Origin of the sequence: Mycobacterium sp., assembly GCF_044223235.1 — a bacterium.
Lineage (GTDB): Bacteria > Actinomycetota > Actinomycetes > Mycobacteriales > Mycobacteriaceae > Mycobacterium.
On sequence record NZ_JBGAME010000013.1, the window covers coordinates 89,628 to 113,995 of the forward strand.

Annotated in this window: 11 protein-coding genes and 3 pseudogenes; 7 read left to right on the plus strand and 7 right to left on the minus strand. The window is 69.7% G+C overall.

Features of this window, described 5'->3' with window-relative positions; all coding sequences use genetic code 11:
- The first annotated feature begins 5 nt into the window (after positions 1-5).
- The 7 genes from ADBZ6K_RS16635 (at position 6) to ADBZ6K_RS16665 (ending at position 17,411) form a co-directional block, all read left to right on the plus strand.
- Complete coding sequence (locus tag ADBZ6K_RS16635) at positions 6-5,546, plus strand: type I polyketide synthase (RefSeq protein WP_526348612.1); 5,541 nt, start codon at positions 6-8, stop codon at positions 5,544-5,546.
- An 11-nt stretch (positions 5,547-5,557) separates the two neighbouring features.
- A complete protein-coding gene (locus tag ADBZ6K_RS16640; RefSeq protein WP_526348614.1) occupies positions 5,558-11,818 on the plus strand; it encodes a type I polyketide synthase in 6,261 nt (2,086 codons plus the stop codon).
- An 11-nt stretch (positions 11,819-11,829) separates the two neighbouring features.
- Positions 11,830-13,323 (plus strand): MmgE/PrpD family protein, encoded by a 1,494-nt coding sequence (locus ADBZ6K_RS16645; RefSeq protein ID WP_526348616.1) that lies wholly within the window; start codon positions 11,830-11,832, stop codon positions 13,321-13,323.
- 140 nt (positions 13,324-13,463) lie between these two features.
- Positions 13,464-13,928 carry an MMPL family transporter gene (locus tag ADBZ6K_RS16650; protein ID WP_526348618.1) on the plus strand — a complete coding sequence of 155 codons (465 nt, stop codon included), beginning with the start codon at positions 13,464-13,466 and terminating at the stop codon, positions 13,926-13,928.
- A gap of 47 nt (positions 13,929-13,975) precedes the next feature.
- Entirely contained in the window at positions 13,976-15,553 is a 1,578-nt protein-coding gene (locus tag ADBZ6K_RS16655) for an MMPL family transporter (protein ID WP_526348658.1), read from the plus strand.
- Positions 15,543-16,370: an alpha/beta fold hydrolase gene (locus tag ADBZ6K_RS16660; protein WP_526348620.1), complete on the plus strand. Its 828-nt coding sequence runs from the start codon at positions 15,543-15,545 to the stop codon at positions 16,368-16,370. Before ADBZ6K_RS16655 ends, ADBZ6K_RS16660 begins: the two co-directional genes overlap by 11 nt.
- 198 nt (positions 16,371-16,568) lie before the next feature.
- Positions 16,569-17,411 (plus strand): enoyl-CoA hydratase/isomerase family protein, encoded by an 843-nt coding sequence (locus ADBZ6K_RS16665; protein ID WP_526348622.1) that lies wholly within the window; start codon positions 16,569-16,571, stop codon positions 17,409-17,411.
- A gap of 16 nt (positions 17,412-17,427) precedes the next feature.
- On the opposite strand, the gene ADBZ6K_RS16670 is transcribed toward ADBZ6K_RS16665, so the two are convergent.
- The 7 genes and pseudogenes from ADBZ6K_RS16670 to ADBZ6K_RS16700 all read right to left on the minus strand — a co-directional run.
- Positions 17,428-17,895 carry an SRPBCC family protein gene (locus tag ADBZ6K_RS16670; RefSeq protein WP_526348624.1) on the minus strand — a complete coding sequence of 156 codons (468 nt, stop codon included), beginning with the start codon at positions 17,893-17,895 and terminating at the stop codon, positions 17,428-17,430.
- A 351-nt stretch (positions 17,896-18,246) separates the two neighbouring features.
- Positions 18,247-19,515, minus strand: a complete 1,269-nt coding sequence (locus tag ADBZ6K_RS16675; RefSeq protein ID WP_526348626.1) for a hypothetical protein — start codon at positions 19,513-19,515, stop codon at positions 18,247-18,249.
- Between the two features lie 482 nt (positions 19,516-19,997).
- Positions 19,998-21,494 (minus strand): amino acid permease, encoded by a 1,497-nt coding sequence (locus tag ADBZ6K_RS16680; protein WP_526348628.1) that lies wholly within the window; start codon positions 21,492-21,494, stop codon positions 19,998-20,000.
- Between the two features lie 95 nt (positions 21,495-21,589).
- A pseudogene (locus tag ADBZ6K_RS16685) lies at positions 21,590-21,766 on the minus strand (hypothetical protein); the annotation flags it as partial.
- A gap of 256 nt (positions 21,767-22,022) precedes the next feature.
- Positions 22,023-22,181, minus strand: a pseudogene (locus ADBZ6K_RS16690) (LemA family protein); the annotation flags it as partial.
- Positions 22,182-22,594: 413 nt separating this feature from the next.
- Positions 22,595-23,566 carry a hypothetical protein gene (locus ADBZ6K_RS16695; protein WP_526348630.1) on the minus strand — a complete coding sequence of 324 codons (972 nt, stop codon included), beginning with the start codon at positions 23,564-23,566 and terminating at the stop codon, positions 22,595-22,597.
- A gap of 316 nt (positions 23,567-23,882) precedes the next feature.
- Positions 23,883-24,047, minus strand: a pseudogene (locus ADBZ6K_RS16700) (cytochrome P450); the annotation flags it as partial.
- Between the last annotated feature and the right edge of the window lie 321 nt (positions 24,048-24,368).

Consider the following 24,368-nt stretch of genomic DNA (forward strand, 5'->3'; position numbering starts at 1 on the left):
CCGACATGTCGAATGAGCAAGACCTGCGCGCCTATCTGAAGAGGGCCGCAGGCGAGATCAAGGCTCTGCGCGGCCAGCTGGCCGAGGTGCAGGACCGCGCCGCGGAGCCGATCGCCGTCGTCGGCATCGGATGCCGCTACCCGGGCGGGATCACGGGCCCCGACGAGCTGTGGAGGGTGGCCGATGAGCGCCGCGATGTGATCAGCGGACTGCCCACCGACCGCGGATGGGATCTCGACGGCCTGTATGACCCCACCGAGGGCGCGATCGGCAAGGCCGGCAAGACGTACGTGCGTAACGGCGGATTCCTCGAGGATGCAACGGAATTCGATGCGGCATTCTTCGGGATCAGCCCGCGCGAGGCCACCGCAATGGACCCGCAGCAGCGGCTGCTGCTCGAGGTCAGCTGGGAGGCGCTGGAACACGCGGGCATCGACCCGCGCACCCTCAAGGGGTCGACCACCGGCGTCTACACCGGCATCATGCACGACGACTACGGACCGCGGGTGTACCAGGAGCGCGAGGGCTACGCCGGGCACCTGATCACCGGCACCACCTCAAGCGTCGCCGCGGGCCGCGTCGCCTACACCCTCGGCCTGGACGGACCCGCGGTGTCGGTGGACACCGCCTGCTCCTCGTCGCTGGTCACGCTGCACCTGGGGGTGCGCGCACTGCGCTCGGGTGAGTGCTCGCTGACTCTGGTCGGCGGGGTCACGGTGATCTCGCTGCCCAACATCTTCGTCGGGTTCTGCCAGCTGCGCGGCCTGGCCGCGGACGGCCGCTGCAAACCCTTCTCCGCCGAGGCCGACGGGTTCGCCCCCGCCGAGGGGGCCGGGGTGCTGGTGCTGGAGCGGCTGTCCGACGCGCGCCGCAACGGCCGCCGGATCCTCGCGCTCATCCGCGGTACCGCGGTCAATCAGGACGGCGCGTCCAACGGGCTGACCGCGCCGAGCGGACCCGCCCAGCAGCGGGTCATCCGGGCCGCACTGGACGATGCCGGCATTGACCCCAGCGGCGTCGACGCCGTCGAGGCGCACGGCACCGGCACCCCGCTCGGCGACTCGATCGAGGCCCAGGCGCTGCTCGCCACCTACGGCCAGGGCCGCGACGGCGAGCCGCTGTGGCTCGGCTCCGTGAAATCGAACATCGGACACACCCAGGCCGCCGCCGGGATGGCCGGGGTGATCAAGATGATCGAGGCGATGCGCCGCGGCGTGCTGCCCGCGACCCTGCACGCGGAAAACCCCAGCGCACAGATCGACTGGACGGCGGGCGCCGTCGAGGTGCTGCGCGAGCCGCGCCCGTGGCCGCAAACCGAGCATCCGCGCCGCGCCGGCGTCTCCTCCTTCGGCATCTCAGGAACCAACGCGCACACCATCATCGAGCAGGCCCCCCACGATGACCCCGATGAACCCGCACCGGTCACGCAGGAACCGATCGCCCCGATCGCCGTGGTGCCGTGGCTGCTGTCGGCGCGCAGCCCCGAAGCGCTTGCCGCCCAGGCGGACCGGTTGCACGACCTGATCCAGCGCGAGCCCGGCCTGGACCCGACGGAAGTCGCGGGCGCGCTGACCCGTCGCACCGCCTTCGAGCATCGCGCCGTCGTCCTCGGCGCCGACCGGGACACCCTGATGGACCGGCTGGCCGCGCTGGCCGCAGGCGAGCCCGCCGCCGGGGTGGTCACCGGGCAGGCGACGGCCGGGGACAAGACCGCGTTCGTGTTCCCCGGGCAGGGCAGCCAGTGGGTCGGCATGGGCCGCGAGTTGCTCGCCACGTCACCCGTGTTCGCCGAACACCTGACCGCATGCGCGACGGCACTGTCGGAATTCGTCGACTGGGATCTGCTCGCCGTCCTCCGCGGGGAGCCGGGTGCCGCCAGCCTGGAGGCAGTGGACGTGGTCCAGCCCGCCCTGTTCTCGATCTTCATCGCGCTGGCCGAGACCTGGCGATCGCTGGGGGTCACCCCGGACGTGGTCATCGGGCACTCCCAGGGCGAGGTCGCGGCCGCGTGCTTCGCCGGCGTGCTGAGCCTGCGCGAGGCCGCCCGCATCGTGGTGCTGCGCAGCCGCGCGGTCGGCGCCCTGTCCGGCACCGGCGGGATGGTGTCAGTGCCGCTGCCGCAGGATCAGGTCCGTGAGCGGCTGGCCCGATGGGGGCAGCGCCTCGGCGTCGCCGCCGTGAACAGCCCGGGCACCACCGTGGTTTCGGGGGCCGCCGACGCGCTGGACGAGATGTTCGCCGCCTACGAGGCCGAGGAGGTGCGGGTCAAGCGCATCCCGGTCGACTACGCCTCCCACTCCCCGCAGATCGACGCGGTCGAGGCCGACCTGCGCGCCGGACTCGGCGAGGTCGTCCCCGCCGCGACGGCGACCGCCGAGTTCTACTCCACCGCGCGCGGCGAGCTGGTCAGCCCCGAACTGCTCGACGCCGACTACTGGTTCCGCAACCTGCGCGACACCGTGCGCTTCGAGGATGCGATGCGCGCCGCCTATCGGGACGGCGTCCGCCGGTTCCTGGAGATCAGCCCGCACCCCGTGCTCGCCATCAGCATGAGCGAGAACTGCGAGGCGCTGGCCTCCGATGACGACCGCTGGTTCGTCGGCGGCTCGCTGCGCCGGGAGGACGGCGGTCTGCCCCGGCTGCTGGAGTCGGCCGCCGAAGCCCACGCGGCGGGCGTGGCGGTGAACTGGCCCGGCTACATCGGACGGACCGGCGCAGGCGTGGAACTGCCCACCTATGCGTTCACCCGTCGCCGTTTCTGGCTCGACGCGTCCGCGGGCGGCCAGTCGGACCCGGCCGCACTGGGGGTCCGCGAATGCGACCACCCGCTGCTCGGCGCGGCAGTCGAGCAGCCCGCTTCCGGAGGAGTGGCCTTCACCGGACGGCTGTCCCTGCACACCCATCCGTGGCTGGCCGACCACGCCGTCGACGGCGTCGTCCTGGTGCCCGGCGCCGCGCTCATCGAGTACGCGCTGTTCGCGGGGGACTACGTCGGCCACCCGACCGCGAAGGAACTGGTACTACACGCGCCGCTGATCGTGCCCGAACACGGCGGTGTGCAGGTGCAGGTGGTGGTCGGTGCGCCGGACGACGACGGCCGGGCGGTGTCCGTGCACTCACGTGCCGAGGACGCCGTCGACGGGGTGTGGAGCCTGCATGCCGAGGGCATGCTGTCCACCACGCCGACCGCACCGGCCGTGGCCGAGGTGCAGTGGCCGCCCGCCGGCGCGGATCCGGTTGACGTTTCCGACGCCTACCAGCGCACGTTGGAGATGGGCTACGAGTACGGCCCGGTGTTCCAGGGGCTCAGCGCGGTGTGGATCCGCGACGGGGAGGTGTTCGCCGAGATTGAACTGCCCGAGCAGGCGCGCGAACAGGCGTCCGGCTTCGCCGTCCACCCGGCACTGCTCGACGCGGCGCTGCAGGCCATCAGCTACCTCGGTGTCGCCGCAGAAGCCGATGAGGTGTTGCTGCCGTTCGCCTGGGAGCAGGTCGCGGTGCACGCGGTCGGCGCACAGCGGGTGCGGGTCCGGATCAGCAGGAGCGAATCGGGCACCCCGGGTGAGCGTCGCGTCGCCCTGGATCTGTATGACCAGCTCGGGCAGCCGGTGGTCACCGTCGGCGCACTGACCATGCGCGGCATCTCGACGGCCGCCCTGCACCGGCAGGCGGTCACGATCGCCGACGAGGCACTCTTCCGGGTCGACTGGATCGCCGTGCCCACCGAGTCCGGCATCGTGGACTGGGCGGACATCACCGATGACCCCTGCGCTGACCCCTCGATGACGGCGCCGACCCAGGTGCTGCGGTGCGCCAATGGGGATGCCGCCTCTGGTGGCGCCGCCGATGGGGCCGCCGTTCGCGACCGGCTCTGGACTGTCGCCCAGCGGGTCCGCGACTGGCTGACCGACGAAGCCACCGCCGACGCCCGGCTGGTCGTGGTGACCTCCGGCGCGGTGGCCGTCGACGATTCGGACCCGGTGGCCGACCTCACCCACTCCGGTGTGTGGGGCATGGTTCGCGCGGTCCAGTCCGAGCACCCCGGCCGGGTGGTGCTGCTCGACGTGGACGACTGGGCCCTGCTGGATGGCGCCGTCGCGCAGGTGGTGGCCAGCGGGGAGTCACAGCTCGCGCTGCGCGGCGGTGAACTGCGGGCCGCCCGGCTGGCCCGGTTCCACCGCGACGCGGCCGGACCCGACGACGTGCCGGTGGTGCATCACCGGCTGAGCCCGGACGGCACGGTGCTGATCACCGGTGGCACCGGAGTCCTGGGCGGGCTGCTGGCCAAGCATCTCGTCAGCAGTCACGGGGTGCGCGAACTCCTGCTGATCTCGCGCAGCGGCCCGGACGCCGACGGCGTATCCGGGCTTGTCGCCGAGCTTGCGGAGCTTGGTGCTCAGTGCCGGGTGGTGGCGTGCGACGCGGCCGACCGGGACGCCCTGGCCGGCGTGCTCGCGGGTATCCCCGGCGAACACCCGCTCACCGGCGTCGTGCACGCGGCGGGCCTGCTGCGCGACGGTGTGTTCACCGACCTGACCGCCGAGCAGTGGGATGCGGTGCTGCGCGCCAAGGTCGACGCGGCATGGAACCTGCACGAGCTCACCGCCGACCGCGACCTGGCACTGTTCGTGTCGTTCTCCTCGGCCGCCGGCGTGCTGGGCTCACCCGGACAGGCCAACTACGCCGCGGCCAACACCTACCTCGACGCGCTGGCGCAGCACCGCAGGCACGCGGGCCTGCCGGGCACCTCGCTGGCCTGGGGCTGGTGGGAGCAGAAGACGGGCATGACCGGACATATCGACGGCAAAGAGAACGCCAGGATGAACCGCCTGGGATTCCTGCCGATCGCCTCCGACGACGGTATGACGTTGTTCGACGCCGCCGTCGAATCCGGGGAGGCGATGCTGGTGCCCGCCCGGATCAACCCGGCCGCGGTGAGCGCCGCGGGCGCGGTCCCCGACTTGTTCCGGCAGCTCGTGCGTGCCGGCCGCAGGCGAGCCGCGGCAGGCGACGACGGCGGCGAGCGGTCTCGGCTCGCCAGCCAGCTCGCCGGGCGCAACGCGGTCGAACAGGAACGGATCACGCTGGACTTCGTCCGCACCCAAGCCGCGGTCGTGCTCGGACACGACGGCGGCGGCCGGATCGCTCCGGAGGAGACGTTCAAGTCGCTCGGTTTCGACTCGCTGAGCGCGGTCGAGTTCCGCAACCGGCTGCAGAGCGCGTCGGGTCTCAAGCTGTCGCCCACCGTCGTGTTCGACCATCCCAGCCCCCACGCGCTGGCCCAGTACATGCTCGCCCAGCTGGGTCCCCAGCCCGACGTGGGCGACCTTGTCGCGGCCGAACTGATGGCGCTGCTGGCCCGCTTAGAAAACACCGTGAACACCGTGCACCAGGCCGGTGCCGGGGCGGAGTTCGACGACCGCACCCGCAGCACCGTCCTGCGCCGGTTGCGGGCACTGGAGCAGTCGCTGCGCGGCGACGACAGCGTCGACGACCTGGAGTCGGCCGACGACAGCGCACTGTTCAGCTTCATCGACGGCAACTGAGGAGGACGACCGTGTCGACCGAGGACGACCTGCGGGCATACCTGAAGCGGGCCGCCGGGGAGATCAAATCGCTCCGGACCCGGCTGGCCGAGACCGACGAACGGGCCGGCGAACCCATCGCCATCGTCGGCGTCGGCTGCCGGTTTCCCGGTGGCGTGTCCACCCCCGGCGAGCTGTGGTCCGTCGTCGAGCAGGGCCGCGACACCATCTCGGGATTCCCCACCGACCGGGGCTGGGACGTCGAGTACGACCCCGAACCGGGGGTGGCCGGGCGCTGCTACGTCCGGGAAGGCGGATTCCTGGACGACCCGGCGCAGTTCGACGCGGCGTTCTTCGGGATCAGTCCGCGGGAGGCCATCTCCATGGACCCGCAGCAGCGGCTCCTCCTCGAGGTCACCTGGGAGGCGCTGGAGCACGCGGGCATCGACCCGCACACGCTGAAGGGCACCGACACCGGGGTGTACGCGGGCCTGTCGGGAGCCGACTACGGCGCCCGGTTCTTCGACCGGGTCCCGCCGGAGTTCCAGGGTTTCGTCGGGGAGGGCAACTCCGCCAGCGTCACCTCTGGGCGGATCGCCTACGTGCTGGGCCTGGAGGGGCCTGCGGTGTCGGCCGACACTGCCTGCTCCTCGTCGTTGGTCACCCTGCACCTGGGCGTTCAGGCGCTGCGGCTGGGGGAGTGCTCGCTGGCGCTGGCCGGCGGCGTCACCGTCATGGCGTCGCCGTCGGTTTTCGTCGAGTTCTCCGCCCTGCGCGGGCTCGCACCCGACGGCCGGTGCAAGGCCTTCGCCGACCACTCCGACGGTTTCGGTCCCGCCGAGGGCGTCGCGATGCTCGTGCTGGAGCGGCTGTCGGACGCCCGCCGCAACGGCCACCGGATCCTGGCCCTGGTGCGCGGTTCGGCGATGAATCAGGACGGCGCCTCCAACGGGCTCACCGCGCCCAGCGGCCCGGCGCAGCAGCGGGTGATCCGCCGCGCGCTCGACGCCGCAGGCCTGACCGCCGCCGACATCGACGCGGTGGAGGCGCACGGCACCGGCACCCCGCTGGGCGACCCGATCGAGGTGCAGGCGCTGCAGGCGGTGTACGGCCCGGGCCGGGAGCGCCCGCTGTGGATCGGGTCGGTGAAGTCCAACCTGGGCCACACCCAGGCGGCCGCCGGCGCGGCCGGGGTGATCAAGATGGTCGAGGCCATGCGCCGCGGGGTGCTGCCCGCGACCCTGCACGCCGACACCCCGACCCGCAAGGTCGACTGGTCGGCCGCCCCGGTCCGGCTGCTGCAGGCCAACCGCCCGTGGCCGCAGGCCGGCGAGCCGCGCCGCGCCGGTGTGTCCTCGTTCGGCATCAGCGGCACCAACGTGCACGTGATCCTCGAAGAGGCGCCGATCGCCGATCAGCCGAGCCTCGGCACGCGCCCGCCGGTCGTCGTCTGGCAGTTGTCGGCGCGCAACGCCGCGGCGCTGGCCGGCCAGGCCGATCGGCTGCGGCCGGTCGCCGCCGACACCGACCCGGTCGACCTCGCCAGTGCCCTGGCCCGCCGGTCGCTCTTCGAGCATCGGGCGGTGCTGGTCGGCAGGGATGCCGACCAGGTGGACCGGCTTGCCGCGCTGGCCGCGGGCAAGCCCGCGCCCGGACTGCTCACCGGGCAGGCGGCGCCGCCGGCCAACACGGTGTTCGTGTTCTCCGGCCAAGGCGCCCAGCGCCTGGGCATGGGCAGGGAGCTGTACGCGTCGTTCCCCGTCTTCGCCGCCGCGTTCGACGCCGCCGCGGACGCCTGCGATCGCGGGCTGCCCCGCCCGCTGCGCGAGGTGCTCTGGGGTGACGACGCCGCCGCGCTGAACTCGACCCGATACGCCCAGCCGGGGCTGTTCGCATTCGAGGTCGCCTTGGCCGCGCTGCTGGAATCGTTCGGGGTGCGCCCGGACCTGGTACTGGGTCACTCACTTGGCGAGATCGCCGCCGCCCACGTCGCCGGCGTGCTCACCCTGGACGACGCCGCCGCGCTGGTCACCGCCCGCGCCCGGCTGATGGCGGCCCTGCCGGAAGGCGGGGCGATGGTCGCGATCGCCGCACCCGAGGACGAGGTCGCGCCGCTACTGACCTCCGGCGTCGACATCGCCGCTGTCAACGGGCGTGCGGCCCTGGTGGTGTCCGGCGTCGAGGCCGAGGTGCTGGCGGTGGCCGCCGCCCTCGCCGCACGCGGCAGCCAGACCAGCAGGCTGGCGGTGTCGCACGCCTTCCACTCGGTGCTGATCGACCCCATGCTCGACGACTTCGCGGCGGCCATCGCCGTCACCCCGCGACCGGCGGTGGTGCCGATCGTGTCGGGCATCGACGGTCGCTTGGCAGGCGACGGATACGGCTGCGGGTATGGAGATGCCGACTACTGGGTCCGCCACGTCCGCCGCCCCGTCCGGTTCGCCGACTCCGTCGCCGCCGCGCTCGCGGTCGACCCGGCCGCCCGGTTCGTCGAGGTCGGCCCCGGCGCGACGCTCACCGGTCTGCTGCGCGAATCCGTCCCCGGCGCCGTCGCCGCGCAACGCAAGGACCGCAGCGAACCGGTGGCCTTCGTCGAGGCACTGGCCGCGCTGCACGTCGGCGGCCAGCCCGTGGACTGGGCGCCGCTGGTGGGCGACCGTCCGTCCACCCACATCGACCTGCCCGGCTACGCCTTCACCCGCAGCCGGTTCTGGCTCGACCCGCCCGCGTCGGCGGGTGACCCCGCAGGCCTGGGCGTCCGCGGCTGCCCGCATCCCTTGCTGGGCGCCGTCGTCGACCAGCCCGACTCCGACGGTGTGCAGTACACCGGCCGGCTCTCCCTGGCCAGCCACCCGTGGCTGGCCGACCACACCGTCGGCGGCGTCGTGCTGGTCCCCGGCGCCGCACTGGTCGAGTGCGCGCTGTGGGCGGGCGACCAATGCGGTGACGGCACCCTGCGCGAGCTGGTGCTGCACGCCCCGCTGGTGGTCCCGGACCGGGGCGCCGTCGCGGTGCGCATCACCGTCGGCCCCCAGAGCCCCGACGGCAGGACCGTCGCGGTGCACTCCCGCCCCGAGGACGGCCCGCAGCCCGCGTGGACCATGCACGCCGACGGCCGGCTTACCGCGGCCGCCCCCGATCCGGCTGGGACGCAACCGGTTTGGCCTCCTGTCGGGGCGGTGCCCGTCGACATCGACGGCACCTACGAGCGTGTCGCCGAGCGCGGCTATCTGTATGGTCCGCTGTTCCGCGGTCTGCGCCGGGCCTGGCGGCGCGGGGCCGAGGTGTTCGCCGACGTGGAACTGCCCGCGGCGGGCGACTCCGGAACCGCAGATTTCCTGCTGCACCCCGCGCTGCTCGACGCCGCGCTGCACGCCACCGCGCACCTGGACCTGCCGGTCCAGGACGGACACGTCCTGCTGCCCTTCGCGTGGGAGAGCGTCGCGGTGCACGCCGTCGGCGCCCGCAGCCTGCGCGTCACGCTGACCGTCGTCGGCGACCACCGCGTCGCCGTGCGGCTCGACGATGCGCAGGGCAACCCCGTCGCCCACGTGAACGCCCTCACGTTGCGCAGTGTCCCGCTGACCATGCTGCGACCCTGCGGCGGCAGCGACGACTCGCTGTTCGTCGTGGACTGGACACCACTCGTCGAGGCGAGCACCGACGAACAGGTGGAGATCCTGCGGTGCACCGGCGATGACGGCGTCTGGCCGATCGTTTCGCAGGTGCGCGAGCGGCTCGCCGGGGGGGCCCGATTCGCGGTGGCCACCCGCGGGGCGATCGCGGTGGACGGCGGCGACGCGGTCCCCGACCTCGCACATGCCGGCGTCTGGGGTCTGCTGCGCAGCGCTCAGGCCGAGCACCCCGGGCAGCTGCTGCTGGTCGATGTCGACGACTGGTCCGCCGCGGACGCCGCCGCCCGCGCCGCACTGGCCGCCGGCGAGCCGCAGGTGGCGTCGCGGCGCGGGGTGCTGCGGGTGCCGCGGCTGGCCCGCATCGACGCCGGCGCGCTGACCCCCGTCGAACCCGGCACGGAATGGGAGATCGGCTCCGAAGGCCGGGGCACCCTGACCGCCGACAACTTGACGGCCCACCCCGCTCCGCTCGGCGACCTGGCGCCCACGGACGTCCGTGTCGCGGTCCGCGCGGTCGGCGTCAACTTCCGCGACGTGCTGATCGCGCTGGGCATGTATCCCGACCCGTCGGCTCGGCTCGGCGGGGAAGCCGCCGGTGTCGTCACCGCCGTTGGCGCCGAGGTGACGACGTTTCGGCCCGGGGACCGGGTGCTCGGCATGTTCGCCGGCATCCGCTCGGCGGTCGACACCGACCACCGGGTGCTCGCGCGGATGCCCGACGACTGGTCGTTCAGCCGGGCCGCCTCGGTACCCGCGGCGTTCCTCACCGCCTATCACGCGCTGCGCGATCTGGCCGCGGTGCAGCAGGGCGAGCGGATCCTGGTGCACACCGCGACCGGAGGCGTTGGCATGGCCGCGGTCGCTCTGGCCAGGGTGTGGGGCCTTGAGGTCTTCGCCACCGCGAGCCCGGCGAAGTGGCCGGTGCTGCGGGCCATGGGATTGGCCGACGACCACATCGCCAGTTCCCGCGACGCGGAGTTCGAGCGGCGGTTCCTCGCGGTCACCGGCGGCCGCGGCGTGGACATGGTGCTCAACTCGCTGGCCAACGAGCTCACCGACGCGTCCCTGCGGCTGCTGGTCAACGGCGGGCGGTTCGTCGAGATGGGCCGCACCGACCTGCGCAGCGCCGCGTCGGTCGCCGCCGACCACCCCGGCGTCGCGTACCTGCCGTTCACACTGCACGAGGTCGGTGCCGAACGACTCGGCGAGATGCTCACCGAGGTGATGGGCATGTTCGCCGAGGGCACGATCGACCCGGCGCCGGTCGCGGCGTGGGATGTGCGCCGGCTGCCGGAGGCATACCGGTACATGTCGCAGGCCCGCCACGTCGGAAAGGTGGTGCTCACCGTCCCCCGCCCGCTCGACCCGGACGGCACCGTGCTGATCACCGGCGGCACCGGCGGCCTCGGCGCGCTGCTGGCCCGCCACCTCGTCGTCTCACACGGGGCACGGAAGCTGCTGCTGCTCAGCCGCACCGGCGAGGCACCCGACCTGATCTCGGAGCTGGCGGGGCACGGCGCGCACGTCCGTGCCGTGGCGTGCGACGTCGCCGACCGGCAGGCGCTGGCCGCGGTGCTCGCCGACATCCCGGCCGACCAGCCGCTGACCGCGGTGGTGCACGCCGCAGGGGTGGTCGACGACGCGCTGTTTGGCGACCTCACCGGCGACCAGTGGGACGCGGTGTGGCGGACCAAGGTCGACGGCGCATACGCGCTGCACGAGCTGACGATGGACTCCGACCTGGCCGTGTTCGCGATGTACTCGTCGCTCTCGGGGGTGCTCGGTGCGCCCGGTCAGGCCAACTACGCCGCCGCCAACTCCGCACTCGACGCCCTGGCGCAACACCGCCACCACCTCGGCCTGCCCGCGACCTCGCTGGCCTGGGGCCTGTGGGAACACCGCACCGGCATCACCGGAACCCGCCAGACGGGCCGCATCGCCCGCAGCGGCGCGCTGCCGATGTCGACCGCCGACGGGCTCGCACTGTTCGACGCGGCGCTGAACACCGGGCACCCGCTGGTCGTCCCCGCGCGGGTCGACCTCCGGGCGATTCGCGGCGCGGCGGTCCCGCCGATCCTGGCCAATTTCGCCGCCGCCGCCCGCCGCACCGCTGCGTCGGGTCCGGCCGGCGGGCAGTCCACGCTGACGAGCCTGCTAGCCGGCCGCAACGCCGCCGACCGTGAACGCCTGGTCCTGGACTTCGTCCTGAGCCACACGGCCGCGGTGCTCGGTCACGAGGACGCCGCCACCGTTTCCGCCGACCAGAGTTTCAAGTCGCTCGGCTTCGACTCGCTCAGCGCGGTGGAGTTCCGCAACCGGATGCAGGCCGCCACCGGCCTGACCTTCCCGGTCACGACCGTGTTCGATCACCCCACCCCCGCCGCGCTGGCCGGGCACATGCTGGACAGCATGCCCGACGCGGCGCCAGCGGAGGCGCCCGCGATCGAGTACGCCGAGTCGCATATTCGAGATCTGTTGCAGCGCTTGCCATTCGACGTGCTGTGCCAGTCCGGGCTGGTCGACACCGCGCTGCGGCTGGCCGCCACCATCGGCCTGCCCGCACCGAGCGAACCGCGCGCGCCTGCGGTGGCTGACCTGGACATCGCCGACATGAACGCGGATGAACTCATCGCGCTGGCGATGAGCGGCGACCGGTGAGGCGGGGAGCGATGAGCGGGGCTCCGGCCGACCTGCTCGGCGAGCTCACCGAGTGGGCGGCGGCACTTTGCTATGGCGACATCCCTTTCCGGACAACGGAATTCGCGCGCAGCCAGATCATCTCGCACCTGGCCGGGGTACGCGCGACGCTGCGGCATCCGCTCGGCCGCAAGCTGGTGGCCACCTTCGGCGCACCGCTGGGGCGCGACCCCGCCCGCAGCGCACAGGCGCTGGCGGCACTGTCGCTCGCGTTGGAGTACGACGAGGTCGGCTACTCGGGGCATCCGTCGGCGTCGGCGGTGTCGGTCGCGATCGCGCACGCCGCGGCCGCCGGCCTGGACGGCGAGCGGCTCATCACCGCCGTCGTCGCGGCCAACGAGTGCGCCATGCGCTATCAGGCCTCGACCCTGCTCGGCAGCTTCTTCCGTGGACAGAGCGCCACCTACACCCACCTGATCGGTACCGTCGCGGCCTACCTGCACGCGACGGGCGCCGACGCCGACTGCTGGGCCCGCGCCGCACGCCTGGCCTTCGGCATCCTGCCGACCCCGGTGGAGCGCGCCTTGCTGTGCAGCGACGCCAAGGCGTTCGTCGCCGCCACCCCGGTGCGCATGGCGTTGGACACTTGCATCGCCGCGACACATGGGCTGACCGGAGCGCTTGGCGTGCTCGAGGCCGACGACGGTGTCCTGGCCCGGCTGTCCGACGTTCCGCTGCCCGAGGCCGTCGTCGCGCATCTCGGGAAGCGGTGGCACACAGATACCTTGTCGTTCAAGAGGTTTCCGGCCAGCGCCTATCTGCAGGCGCCGTTCGAATGTGCCGAACGGCTGGCCGCCGGGCACGGCCCCTTCGCCGCCGCGGACATCGACGACGTCCAGGTGGACGCCACGCTGCTCACCTCGCTGCTGGACCAGAAGTCCGCACCGCACGTGGTGGGCGCCGACTCCGCGACGGCGGCGCTGACGTTCTCTGCCGGCTACGGAATCGGCACGTTGCTGCTGACCGGCGGATTCACCACCGGTGACCTCGAGCCCCAGACATGTCGCGACCCCGACCGGTGGGTCGTCGCGGACAAGGTCCGGGTGAACCATGATCTGGCGCTGACCGCCCAAATGCTCACGGCCACCGTGCCGCTGGGCGAGGCGCTGCGGCAGGCCGGCCCACGAGCCCTCGAACTGCCCGCGATCAAGGCGTTCGGGGCCGCGGCCACGCAACTCCTGGACTCCCTCGGCCCCACCGAAGACACCTTCGAGGAAGCGACCATGGCGATCGGCGCGCGGATCGTGCTGCGGCTGCGCGACGGCACCGCACTGACCGAGGAGGTCGTCAGCGCCACCGGTATGGCCGGCCCGCAGACCGCGGCCACCCACCGGGAACTCGCCGCCGCCAAATTCCTGGACGCCGGGGGAGACGAAAACACATTGGCGGAATTGTCCAGGATCGAAGAATTGTCCCCGCGGGAATTGACCGGTGCCCTTACGCACGCATTGTCATGCGCGCCATAATCGAGCGTCAGTTCTTAACTCGCGGCGGCACATCGGGCACGTGCAAGCGGAGGGGGACGAATACGACCGCGCCGTTGTTCGAATGTTTTGTGAGCGTGGGACCGCGTTCGCCGAGAACCGTTTCCTTCTGCGCCGTACTGGTGTTTCTGACTGCCGCGGTGTTGGCATTCCTTTTGGACAACGACATGCCCGCCGGCGGCTACGGCGATCCGTCTACCGAATCGGCGAGAGCAGAGAAGGTGCTCAGCGAGCGGTTCGACGCCGCCGGCATGCCCGCCATCCTGCTCGTCACCGGCCCGGCAGGGGTGGACTCACCGGCCGCGCGGGAGCGTGGGCGGGACATCACCCGGGTGATGGCCGAATCCGGTTACGCCAGCCGGGTGCTGTCGTACTGGGATCTGCCGCCTGGCGCCGAACGGGACGCGCTACGCAGCCGCGACGGGACATCCGCGCTGGTCACCGCCAGGATCGCGGGCGACGACGGGTGGGCGCCCGGACGCATCGCACGCATCGCCGAGCAGGTCTCGGGCACGCACAACGGGGTCGAGGTCAAAGCCGGCGGACAGGCGATGGTCTACGAGCAGCTCACCGAGCAGGCGCGCTGATCCCGCTCGCGATCGCGGGGTTTGCCTCGGTCTGCACCGTCGCCATTCTGCGCGCCATCGCCGGCGTTGCCGATGTCTCGATCTTCGCGCTCAGCGTCGCCACTCCGCTCTGCCTTGCGCTGGCCATCGATTACACCTTGTTCATCATCACCCGATATCGCGAGGAAGTTAACTCGGGGCGTTCCCGGGAGGAGGCGCTCGCGTGGACGCTGCGCACCACCGGGCGCACCGTCGCGTATTCCGCTCTCACCGTCGCCATTTCCCTGGGAATGATGGTGATTTTCCCGATCTACTTCCTGCGCTCGGTCGCCTACGCCGGTTTCATCAGCGTCCTGCTGTCGGCGGTGGGCGCGCTGGTTCTTGCACCCGCGCTGATCACCCTGCTGGGCGCGCGCATCGACGCGTGGGACCTGCGCGCGCCGGTGCGCCGACTGTTCGGCAGGCCGCCGCCGCGGCTCAAGGCGCCCCAGGAGACCGTCTGGTACCGGTCGACCAGGTTCGTGATGCGCTACGCCATCCCCGCCGCACTGCTGACCGGTGCGGTGCTCGCGGTCCTCGCCGCGCCGTTCCTGGGCGCCCACTTCGGCTATCCCGACGATCGTGTGCTGCCCACGACGGCCTCCTCCCGGCAGGTCGGCGACGAGCTGCGGGCGAACTTCACCCTGAGCACCGCCGGTGAGGTCGAGGTCGTGCTCCCCGACGTGGGCGGGGTGTCGTCAACTGCGCTGTCCGACTACGGCGCCGCGCTCTCGGCGGTGCCGGGGGTGGCGGCGGTGTCCGGACCCGGTGGCACCTATCAGGGAGGGCACCCGGTGGCCGGCGTCGCCGCCGTCGGCGGAGAGTCCACGTCCGGCACGCCGGTGGCCGCCCACTACGTCCTGAGCACGACGGTGGACCCGATCAGCTCCGCGGCCACCGACCAGCTTCGGCTGCTCAAGGACATCGACGCACCCGCGCCGGCCCTGTTCACCGGGATCGTCCAGCAGAATCAGGACAACGTGCACGCCATCACCTCCCGGGTACCACTGGTGCTCGCACTGATCGCGGTGGCGTCGTTCGCGCTGCTGTTCTTGTTCACCGGCAGCGTGTTGATGCCGGTGAAGGCGCTCGTCATGAACATGCTGTCGCTCAGCGCCGCGTTCGGTGCCCTGGTGTGGGTCTTCCAGGACGGCCATCTCGGCGGGCTCGGCACCACCGCGACCGGCGCGCTCACCGTCAGCATCCCGGCGCTGATCTTCTGCATCGCCTTCGGGCTCTCCATGGACTACGAAGTGTTCATCCTGTCCCGGATCAGGGAGGAATGGATCGCGTCCGGGGACAACCGACAGTCCGTGTCGGTCGGGCTGGCCCGGACCGGACGCCTGGTGACGACGGCCGCCGCGCTGATGGCCGTGGTGTTCGCGGCCCTTGCCACCGCCGAAGTGTCGTTCGTGCGGATGCTCGGCGTGGGTCTGACGCTGACCGTCCTGCTCGATGCGCTCCTGATCCGTCAGGTGCTGGTTCCCGCCGTGATGCAGCTGGCCGGGTCGGCCAACTGGTGGGCGCCCGCCCCGCTGCGCCGCTGGCACTCCCGCCACGGCTTCACCGAAGGACACGAACCGGAGGTATCACCCCATGCCCGATGAATACGCCGCCAACCGCCGCACCGCCGGCGGCATCAGCTACACCGATGTGGGCGAAGGGGATGTCACGCTGTTCGTGCACGGCGTCTTCACCAATGGCCGGTTGTGGCGCAACTGTTTTCGCCTCCTCGCCGACCGCCGCCGCTGCATCGCGGTGGACCTGCCCGGCCATGGGCACACCCCGCCGATCGGGGAGGCGTCGCTGTGGGGGCTGGCCGACGCGGTTGGCACCGTGATCGAGGAGCTGGACCTGCGCGACATCCACCTCGTCGGCAACGACACCGGCGGCGCGGTCGCACAGGTGGTGCTGGCGCGCGACATGGCGCGGTTCGCGTCGGTGGCGTTGACCAACTGCGACACGGAAGGCAACTTTCCCCCGCGGATGTTCAAGCCCGCCGTGTGGGCCGCCAAGGCCCGGCTGTTCCGGCTCGCGGGGCCGGTCACCCATCTGCCGTTGCTTGCCAAGCAGCTCTACCGCACGGGCTACCAACGCGCCTCCGAGCTGCCCGACGACGTCGTCACCGACTACACCGCGCCGATCCTGGGCAACCGCGAGGCGACCCGGTTCATGGAACGGCTGCTGGCGTCGATGGCGCCCGACCAGCTGGCCGAAATCCGGCCGCAGCTGAGCACGTGCGAGGTTCCCACCGTGCTGGTGTGGGGGACCGGCGACATCTTCTTCGCGCTGGAGTGGGCGCACTGGCTGCAGCGGCTCATCCCCGGGGCAACCGAGGTTGTCGAGGTACCCGGCGGCCGCCTTTTCTGGGTGGACGAACGGGCCGAGGAACTCGTCGCTGCGCTGGAACGGCATTGGAAGTAATTCGCTTGAGCGACTTCGGATGTCACGGACATCGACACATCGTCATGCGGACTCGGAGACGCACGAAACGAGTAGTCGGCTACTCGTGTGGAGACTGCAACTCGGCTCTTAACGTCATTGGGCGGCAACCAATATCGCCTCTGACCGGGTTGTCGTCAGCGAACCGACCTACGCGGCCGCACTGAACGGAGACCAGCCATGGCCAACAACTTCGCCGCCCGCAACCGTATTGCCGACGCAGCGTCATGTGGTATCCGGAATGCCAAGAGTGCTGCGGAAACTGACACTGTGGATGTGGAGTTCGATGAAGGGATCGCGGTGATCACCATCGATCGGCCGCACGCGCGCAACGCGATCGCGCCGCACACCATGGAACAGCTGGAGGAGGCACTCGATGCGGTCGAGGGTGCGCGGACCCTGGTGATCAAGGGTGCCGGCGAACAAGCCTTCATCGCGGGTGGCGACCTGAAGAAGCTGAGTGCGATCAGGACGGTGGAAGAGGCATCCGCGATGGCGCGCAGGATGCGCGCGATCTGCGACCGGCTGGCGAACTTTCCCGCTCCGGTCGTTGCCGCGCTGAACGGGCACGCGCTGGGTGGTGGTGCGGAAGTCGCGCTGGCCGCCGACATCCGGCTGGCCGCCGACGACATCAAGATCGCCTTCAACCAGGTTGCCCTCCAGATCATTCCGCCCTGGGGAGGTCTCGAACGGCTGGCCGCGTTGCTCGGGAAGAGTAAGGCGCTGCTGATTGCGGGCACGGGCGCCGCGATGGAGGCCGATGAGGCCGAACGCATCGGCTTGGTGGATCGGGTGTTGCCCCGCTGCGATTTCGAGGAAGGCTGGCGTTCGGTCGCCAGGGCCCTGGCAAGTCGCCCGGCCGACGAGGTCAAGCGGATCATCGGCGGGGTTTCTACCGAGGAAGCGGTGGCGTCGTTTGCACGGCTGTGGGTGGCCGACGCACACTGGCTGGAGGCGGAGAAGGTCTTGAAGCGCATTGGCGGGCCGGCCATCCGGATCGTTCCGACGCCGCGCGAAGCGTAGTGCCTTATTTGGTTGTTCACCAACTCTTTTGGCGATACCTGAAGTTTCCACTCGGTTCGAGCGCCTTCGCGCAGCCGGCGAGGATACCGCTGAAGCCAGCGCGGATCAGCACGGCGCTGACCGCCTCTGTCATCTTTCCGCCGGCGTACTTCGGAATGGTGTACGTGGTCACCCATTCGACGTGGGTGCTGTCGGCTGCCGGGGCGAACGTGAGCGTGCCGCCGTCATGCACCATGGGCGGGAACGAACGGATGATCAGGTAGGAGTAGCTGCGCGGCGGATCGTAGGTGACGATCCGTTCGCGCAACCAAATGCCGACCGCCGTCGCCGCCCGCACCGCGCCGACGCCGGGATCCGACGAACCCTTCACCCAACGGCACGTAAAGACCAGACGGGATGCGGTCAGGTTGGATGGGACGACCAGCCAGTCGAAGACCTCATCTGGTGGCGCTGCGATCGTGCGCTCCACGCGAAGTCGGATCATGAGACTCCTGCGTTGTGGTGGTCGGTCCACAAGATTCGCAAGGTGCGGCCTTGTTTGGCGACCGAGGAAAGCAGGCGGGGAGGCGCGTCAGACGTCTCCGTCACGGCGTAGGCGTCGTTGCGCCCGCCGAGTTGTGCGCCGGCTACGCAGGTAGCTGTGTTCAGAACCCTGCCGGTTCTGTTGCGAAACGGCGACAGCGGAAAGCCATGGACCAACACTTCTCACGTTGATCACCCCCTTTGTGTCGACGAGTCTGCCGTCGTCGGGTGCAATAGGCGCGAGTAGTCGGGTACTCGACTTCACCGCGGTGAGCGCATTGGTTCGTCGGCGATCACACCAATGACGCTGCCGTTACTTGTCGTTGTCTGGCTTGCGGTCTTTGTCGGCGGCTGGCTTGCGCCCTGTGTCAGCGGCCGACGCCGTGTCGTCGTCGCGGATCGGCTTGCGCTCCTTACTTGCGGTCGGCGCCCGGGTGGCGTCGGTGGCGGGCTTGTCGTATTTGCCGACCTCTTTGCCTGCCGGGCGCGTAGTGCGGGTCCGCTCAGTGGCCTCCGAATGCTCTGCGACACCCACGTGATCGGCGCCGGTTACCGCCGTCGCGCCCGGATCCGGGTCGTCTGCGTCCGCGGAGGCGGTCGCCGTGTCTTCCGTCACGTCCGCTGTCGTGGTGACCACGGACTGCGTGGGCGGTGGCGACGCCACTGCTTCCACGGCGTCCTCGGTCGTGGTCTCGATCTCGGTCCTGGTCTGGCCGGAAAGCTCTTGACTCTCAACGGCTTCCTCGGTCTGAGGGGTCTGCACCGTGGCGGCCGACGCAGGCTCAACCACGCTCAGCGTGGCGTCCGTCGACAGATCGTCGACGGACTCTTCCTCGGTGACGCTGCGATCCTCGGGATATTGACCCCACGGGGTGAGCAGGCCCGGTGCGGGGACGCGCTCGCCGCCGACTTCGCCGGTGAGCAAGACGCCCACGTCGCCGTAGCCGCCGAAGAGCAGCCCGTCGACGACCTTGATCGGGGCATGCAGGAGTGCCACGTTCTGTCCGACCGGGTCGCCTGCCATCCCCGCCCAGTAGTAGTCCTGGTGCGCCGCACCGGTCGCCCCGATCGCGCTCACCAGCGGGCCGACCAGTCGCGCGAACGTGTAGTCGACGGCCGCGGGCAGCGCTTCGCGGATGTCGTCCCCGTGCGCGGGAAGCGCCTGCGCCAGCACTTCGGCGGCCGCATCGGTAAACGGGCCGACCGCCAGCGGCGCCACCGGCGCCATCAGTGCGGCGGCAAGCAGCGAGTGGTTCAACGGCAGCAGGTGGGGATCAGGCCACTGTTCGACGAGCTGGGAGAAGAGCGCGGGAATGTCGTCGTGCCACGTATCGGCGCTTTCCGTCAACGCGTCCGCCGCTCCGGTGCCCAGGATCTCCAGGTAGCTGACCAGCGCTACGTTCTGCACGTCTATTGCCAGTGTCCGGGGGTAGATGCCGGGATGCACGTTCGCGACGATGGCCTCGGGGACGGCGAAGGCGTCGTTGTCAGGGGGCACAGCGATGGACGAGAACGTGATGGTCCCGGCGCCGACCAGTGCGATTCCGGTCGCAAACGATCGACGAAACGCCTTGTAGGCCATGCCGTTAGACTCATGCTGATAGTCGGATGCAGACAGGCCGCAGCGTAGTTGACAGCGAAACAGGATTGGGGCCTACGTTCGGCGGGCAGATCCGCAGTCGGTCACTGGTCGACGGAAGTATTGATCCGTTTCCGAGCGGACGAAATTATCGGCGGTGACCAAGATCGCCATAGCAGTCATTGTGACCCTCGGCCTGACCCTCGGATGCAGCAATCGACCACTCGTCCGCGGTGGTGCACGAGACGGTCGAGCATGGGCGCGCGGCGCGTTGATCGAGGCCGAAGCCACCGAAACGACCGAGGTGCTCTAGCCGATCTTCGCGCGGCGCAGCGTCAGTCCGGTGAGTCCGCCATCCCTGCAGGGGTCGCCGACCTTGCTGTCACGCTCCCCTCCGGCTTCATCGTTGAAGCCGAGGAAGCAAACCACCAGATCGCCCGGTTCAACTCCTAACTCGCCGATGAGATCGTCCCGGTGGATTGGGGTTATTTGTCGTCGTCCTCATCGGGTGGCGACGGGCGGTTGGCGACGACCGGGAATTGGCCGGTGAAGCCCTCGCGTTCCCGCGCGACCTCCAGCACTCGCCCGCGGACCGCATACCAACCGACGACGAGTGCCGGAATGATGAGCACCAGCGTGGCGACGGTCCAGGTGCCGATCGGCGGGTCGAACGCCATCAGCACGACGACGCCAAACAGGAACGCCAAGGTGAGATAGCCGGTGTACGGCGTGCCCCACAACCGAAATGACGGCCGCTCGAGGATGCCCTTCTTCGACCAGCGGTAGAGCTGGATCTGACAGATCACGATGGTGGCCCAGGATGCGATGATGCCGAGGGCCGCGATGTTGAGCACGATCTCGAACGCCTGGCCGGGCACGAGAAGGTTGAGGATGACGCCCAACAGCCCGACGGCCGCGGTCAGGAAGATTCCGCCGTAGGGCACGCCGCGGCTGGACATCTTCGCCGTGAACTTCGGTGCGCTGCCGTTCATCGCCATCGACCGAAGGATCCGGCCGGTCGAGTACAACCCGGCGTTGAGGCTGGAGAATGCGGCGGTCAGCACGACGATGTTCATGACCGTGCCCGCGCCCTCGATACCGATCTTGGAGAAGAACGTGACGAACGGGCTCTCGCCGGCCTTGTAGGTGGTGTACGGGAGAAGAAGGGCCAGTAGGAACAGTGAGCCGACGTAGAAGACAGCGATACGTGCGATCACCGAGTTGATCGCACGCGGCATGATCTTATGCGGATGGGCAGTCTCACCGGCCGCTGTTCCGACGAGTTCGACTGCGGCATAGGCAAACACGACGCCGGACATGACAATCACCAACGGGAAGAGACCGTGGGGAAAGATTCCGCCATTTTCGGCGATTACGCTGAAACCGGTTGACTGCCCCTGAATTTCATAGCGGCCCGCAAGAAAGATGGTGCCTGCGACCAGAAAAGTCATCAGCGCAAGGACTTTGATGGCCGCAGCCCAGAACTCGAGCTCCCCGAACAGGGTCACCGAGATGAGGTTTATGCTCACCACCGCCGCCAACGCGAGCAGGGCGATCAGCCACTGCGGGACGCTCCCGAACGACGTCCAGTAGTGGAAATAGGTGGCGATCGCGGTGCAGTCGACAATCGACGTGAACGCCCAGTTCAGCCAGTACATCCAGCCGGCGACGAACGCCGCCTTCTCGCCGAGGAACTCGCGCGCGTAAGACACGAAGGACCCCGACGAGGGCCGGTGCAGCACGAGTTCACCCAGCGCCCGAAGGATCAGGAAGACGAAGATGCCGCAGAATGCGTAGCTCAAGAACAGGCCCGGTCCGGCGTTGTGTAGTCGGCCGCCGGCACCGAGGAACAGTCCGGTGCCGATGGCACCGCCGATCGCGATCATCTGCAGCTGCCGGGGCTTGAGGCCCTTGTGGTAGCCCTCGTCCTCCGCCAGCAGCGCGGAGTTGTCATACACAGACTGCTTGGGTGCGGTGGTCATCGAACCCCTCCTCGCTCTAGTCAGTTTTGGGGTGACGCAGGATCGATCGGGGTGCCCCGGACATCCCACTGCTCCGCAGGTCCTGGCGTATCCCTGACGTCACGAAACGTCATCACAAATCCCGCGACGGCGACGACCGCCGCGATTGCGTAGCCGATGATCGAATACCAACCGACGTGAAGGTACGCGGTGACCGCGACGATGAACATGGCCAGGAACACCAGGGACATCCCGATCAATGGAATCTTCGCAAACAGATCAATGCGTGCCATGAGACCCACCTCGATAGACCGAACGACGGTGTAAACAGTGAACACCTTCCGACGTTGTGGCGGTGGCGAAATGGAACTACGCCCTGATTGGTGGCAGCAACGGGTATGCCAGGCTGTGGCGCTTTGCCGTCATTACCGCAGTCACAGGCTTTGCCGTGGCATTCCACCAGTTGTCAAGACAGCAAGGCGCACCTTTGGGCGCATGAATCCAGGGCCCAAACCCGAGTCGGCGAGATCGCGGCCGACAATTTCCGCGGGGGATCTGACAGCTCCGGCGAGTCAGCTGGACGTCGATACCGCCGAGCGCCTCGTGGACGCGGACATCGGCCGCGCGGATCCTGTTGTAGCCGACCGCAGAACCGACGAGCACAGCTACAGCGATCAGCATCGCCGCAATCAACAGGAACGTCACCACGAGCCGCCTCCACCGCGATCGCCGCCGCCCCCGTACCAGACGCCCGACGGGTGAGACCAGGGCGGCTGGGGCGCCGACCGACCGGCGATGGGTTGATACTTGTGTGCCCACAGTTCCGCCGATCCGGCGGCAACAGCGAATGCAGGTACGCAGCGTACATATTTCTGCCGACCGTCACGCCTTGCGGTGCATCGTGTGGTTCGGACACCAGCACTTTATGGAATCTGCCTGCACGCAAGCACAATTCGCGGCCCGATTCGGTCCTGCGGCTATGGACTGCCGTGGCCCAGCTCGACAATGTCAACAGGAACACCGCCGCCAGCGGCAGAACCCACACCGTGGGAAATGGCACCCACCCGGCGGCCACCGTCACCGCACCCGCCAACACCAGGATGTTGAGGGACCACTGCAGGCTAAGGTTGAGCTGAGCAGCCCGGTCCGCTGGTAGTGGTGCAGGTCACGGGCACGTTGGGCGTGGTCGCGACCCCTTTGATTCCGTTGCCCGTCACCGTGACCGACAGATTGCTGCCGTTCGCCTCGGCGCCGTTCCCGTTGCCGGTGACCACCGCGGAGCTGTTGTTGCCCGGTTGGTTCGGGGTGCCGCCGGCCTCGACGAGGGTGTTGTTGTTGCCGGTGACGGTGGTGGTGTTGCCGGTGCCGATGCCCGCGTACACCAGGGAGTTCTGATCGCCGTCGACGGCGGCGGTGTTGTGGTTGCCCCCGCCGCTGATCACGATGTGGTTTTCGTCGCCGGTGACGCCGGCGCTGTTGTTGTTGTCGATGTAGGCAAGGATCTGGTCGTTCTGGTTGCCGCGAATGGTGACGGTGTTCGCGTTGCCGGCACCGGCGTATATCTGAGTGTTCTTGCTGCCGGTGATGCTGACGACGTTGTCGGTCCCGCAGCCGGTGCCGATTCCGTAGCTGACACATCCGGCCGCGGCCTGGTTGTCGTCGCCGCGCACCCGGACGATGTTGTGGCCGCCGTCGGCCCGCACGTTGTTGCGATTGCCGAACACGACAGCGGAATTGCCGGTGCCGTTGCCGGCGAACACCTGATTGCTGTCACCGAACACGAGTGCGGTGTTGTCGTCGCCGCCGTTGGCGGTAGCCGAGCTGCTTTTGCCGATGACCACCGCTCGATTGTTCACGCCGCCGGTGGCGGTGGCCGAGCTGCCCTGGCCGACCGCGACCGCTACCGAGCCTGTGCCACTCGACGTTGCGGTTGCCGAGCCGACGTTGACGACACTGTGGCCGCCGACCGAGACGCTGACGTTCGGCCCGGCGGAGCTCAGCGCCGAATCCGCTTGTGCGGTAGCCGTTCCCAAGGAGACAGCCAGCGGCGCGCCGATACCGAAGGCGACGCCGAGCGCTCCCGCCCCGCTCACCCAGCGGGTACAGGTGCCGGTGTTGCGGGTTGTCGCAGAAATCGTGGCAGCGCTATGGCGTCCCATGGATGACCCCCAGGCGGAAGCTCGACACAGTGATCTCGCAGTTGACTCGCAGAATACTTAGGGAATAACTCACGCCGCAGACAATTTGGCGAACGGGCGGAAGTTCAACGGCGCGGCAGATGGCACAAGGCGGCGCGCCGCATGACAACGCGGGCCATGGCTTGTTCGAAACCGATGCTGCGAGTGGGCGTATCGGCGGGCGATCTGCAAGACGTCGGCCGGCCGCTACGAGTACCGCGGGGTCCGGGTGAGCGAGGTCACCCGCGCTGTCCTCGACGAAGTCGTCGATCAGCCGATCGGTCTCGTCCTCGATCTGCGGTCGCAAAGCCGTCATCCGCGCCGGCGAGAAGTACGGGTTGAGTACCTTGCGGAACTGCTCCTGACGCGGCGGTAAGAGAGAACGGTGAAGGGTGCCTCAAGCCGGCCAATCTAGGCACCACGGTGTGCCGAACGCACGGCGGTGGTGCGCCGCAAGTCAAGCGTAAGGCCAAGGAAAGGCTTGAGCTCGCCGCCGACCGGATGGCCCACGAACTGCTCGGCATGGCCACTAGCGCCGAATCATAAGCGTTGAAGCTCAACGCGATTCGCGGCGACTTGGACCGTGCGGGACTTGGCGCCAAAACCGAAGTCTCCGTGAGGTTAAGCCGTGGGAGCAGCTTATGGGGGACATTACCGGCGTCGCCACCATATCCCGCGCCGACTACCGCGCCCAGCAAGGGCGACCATTCGTCAGCGC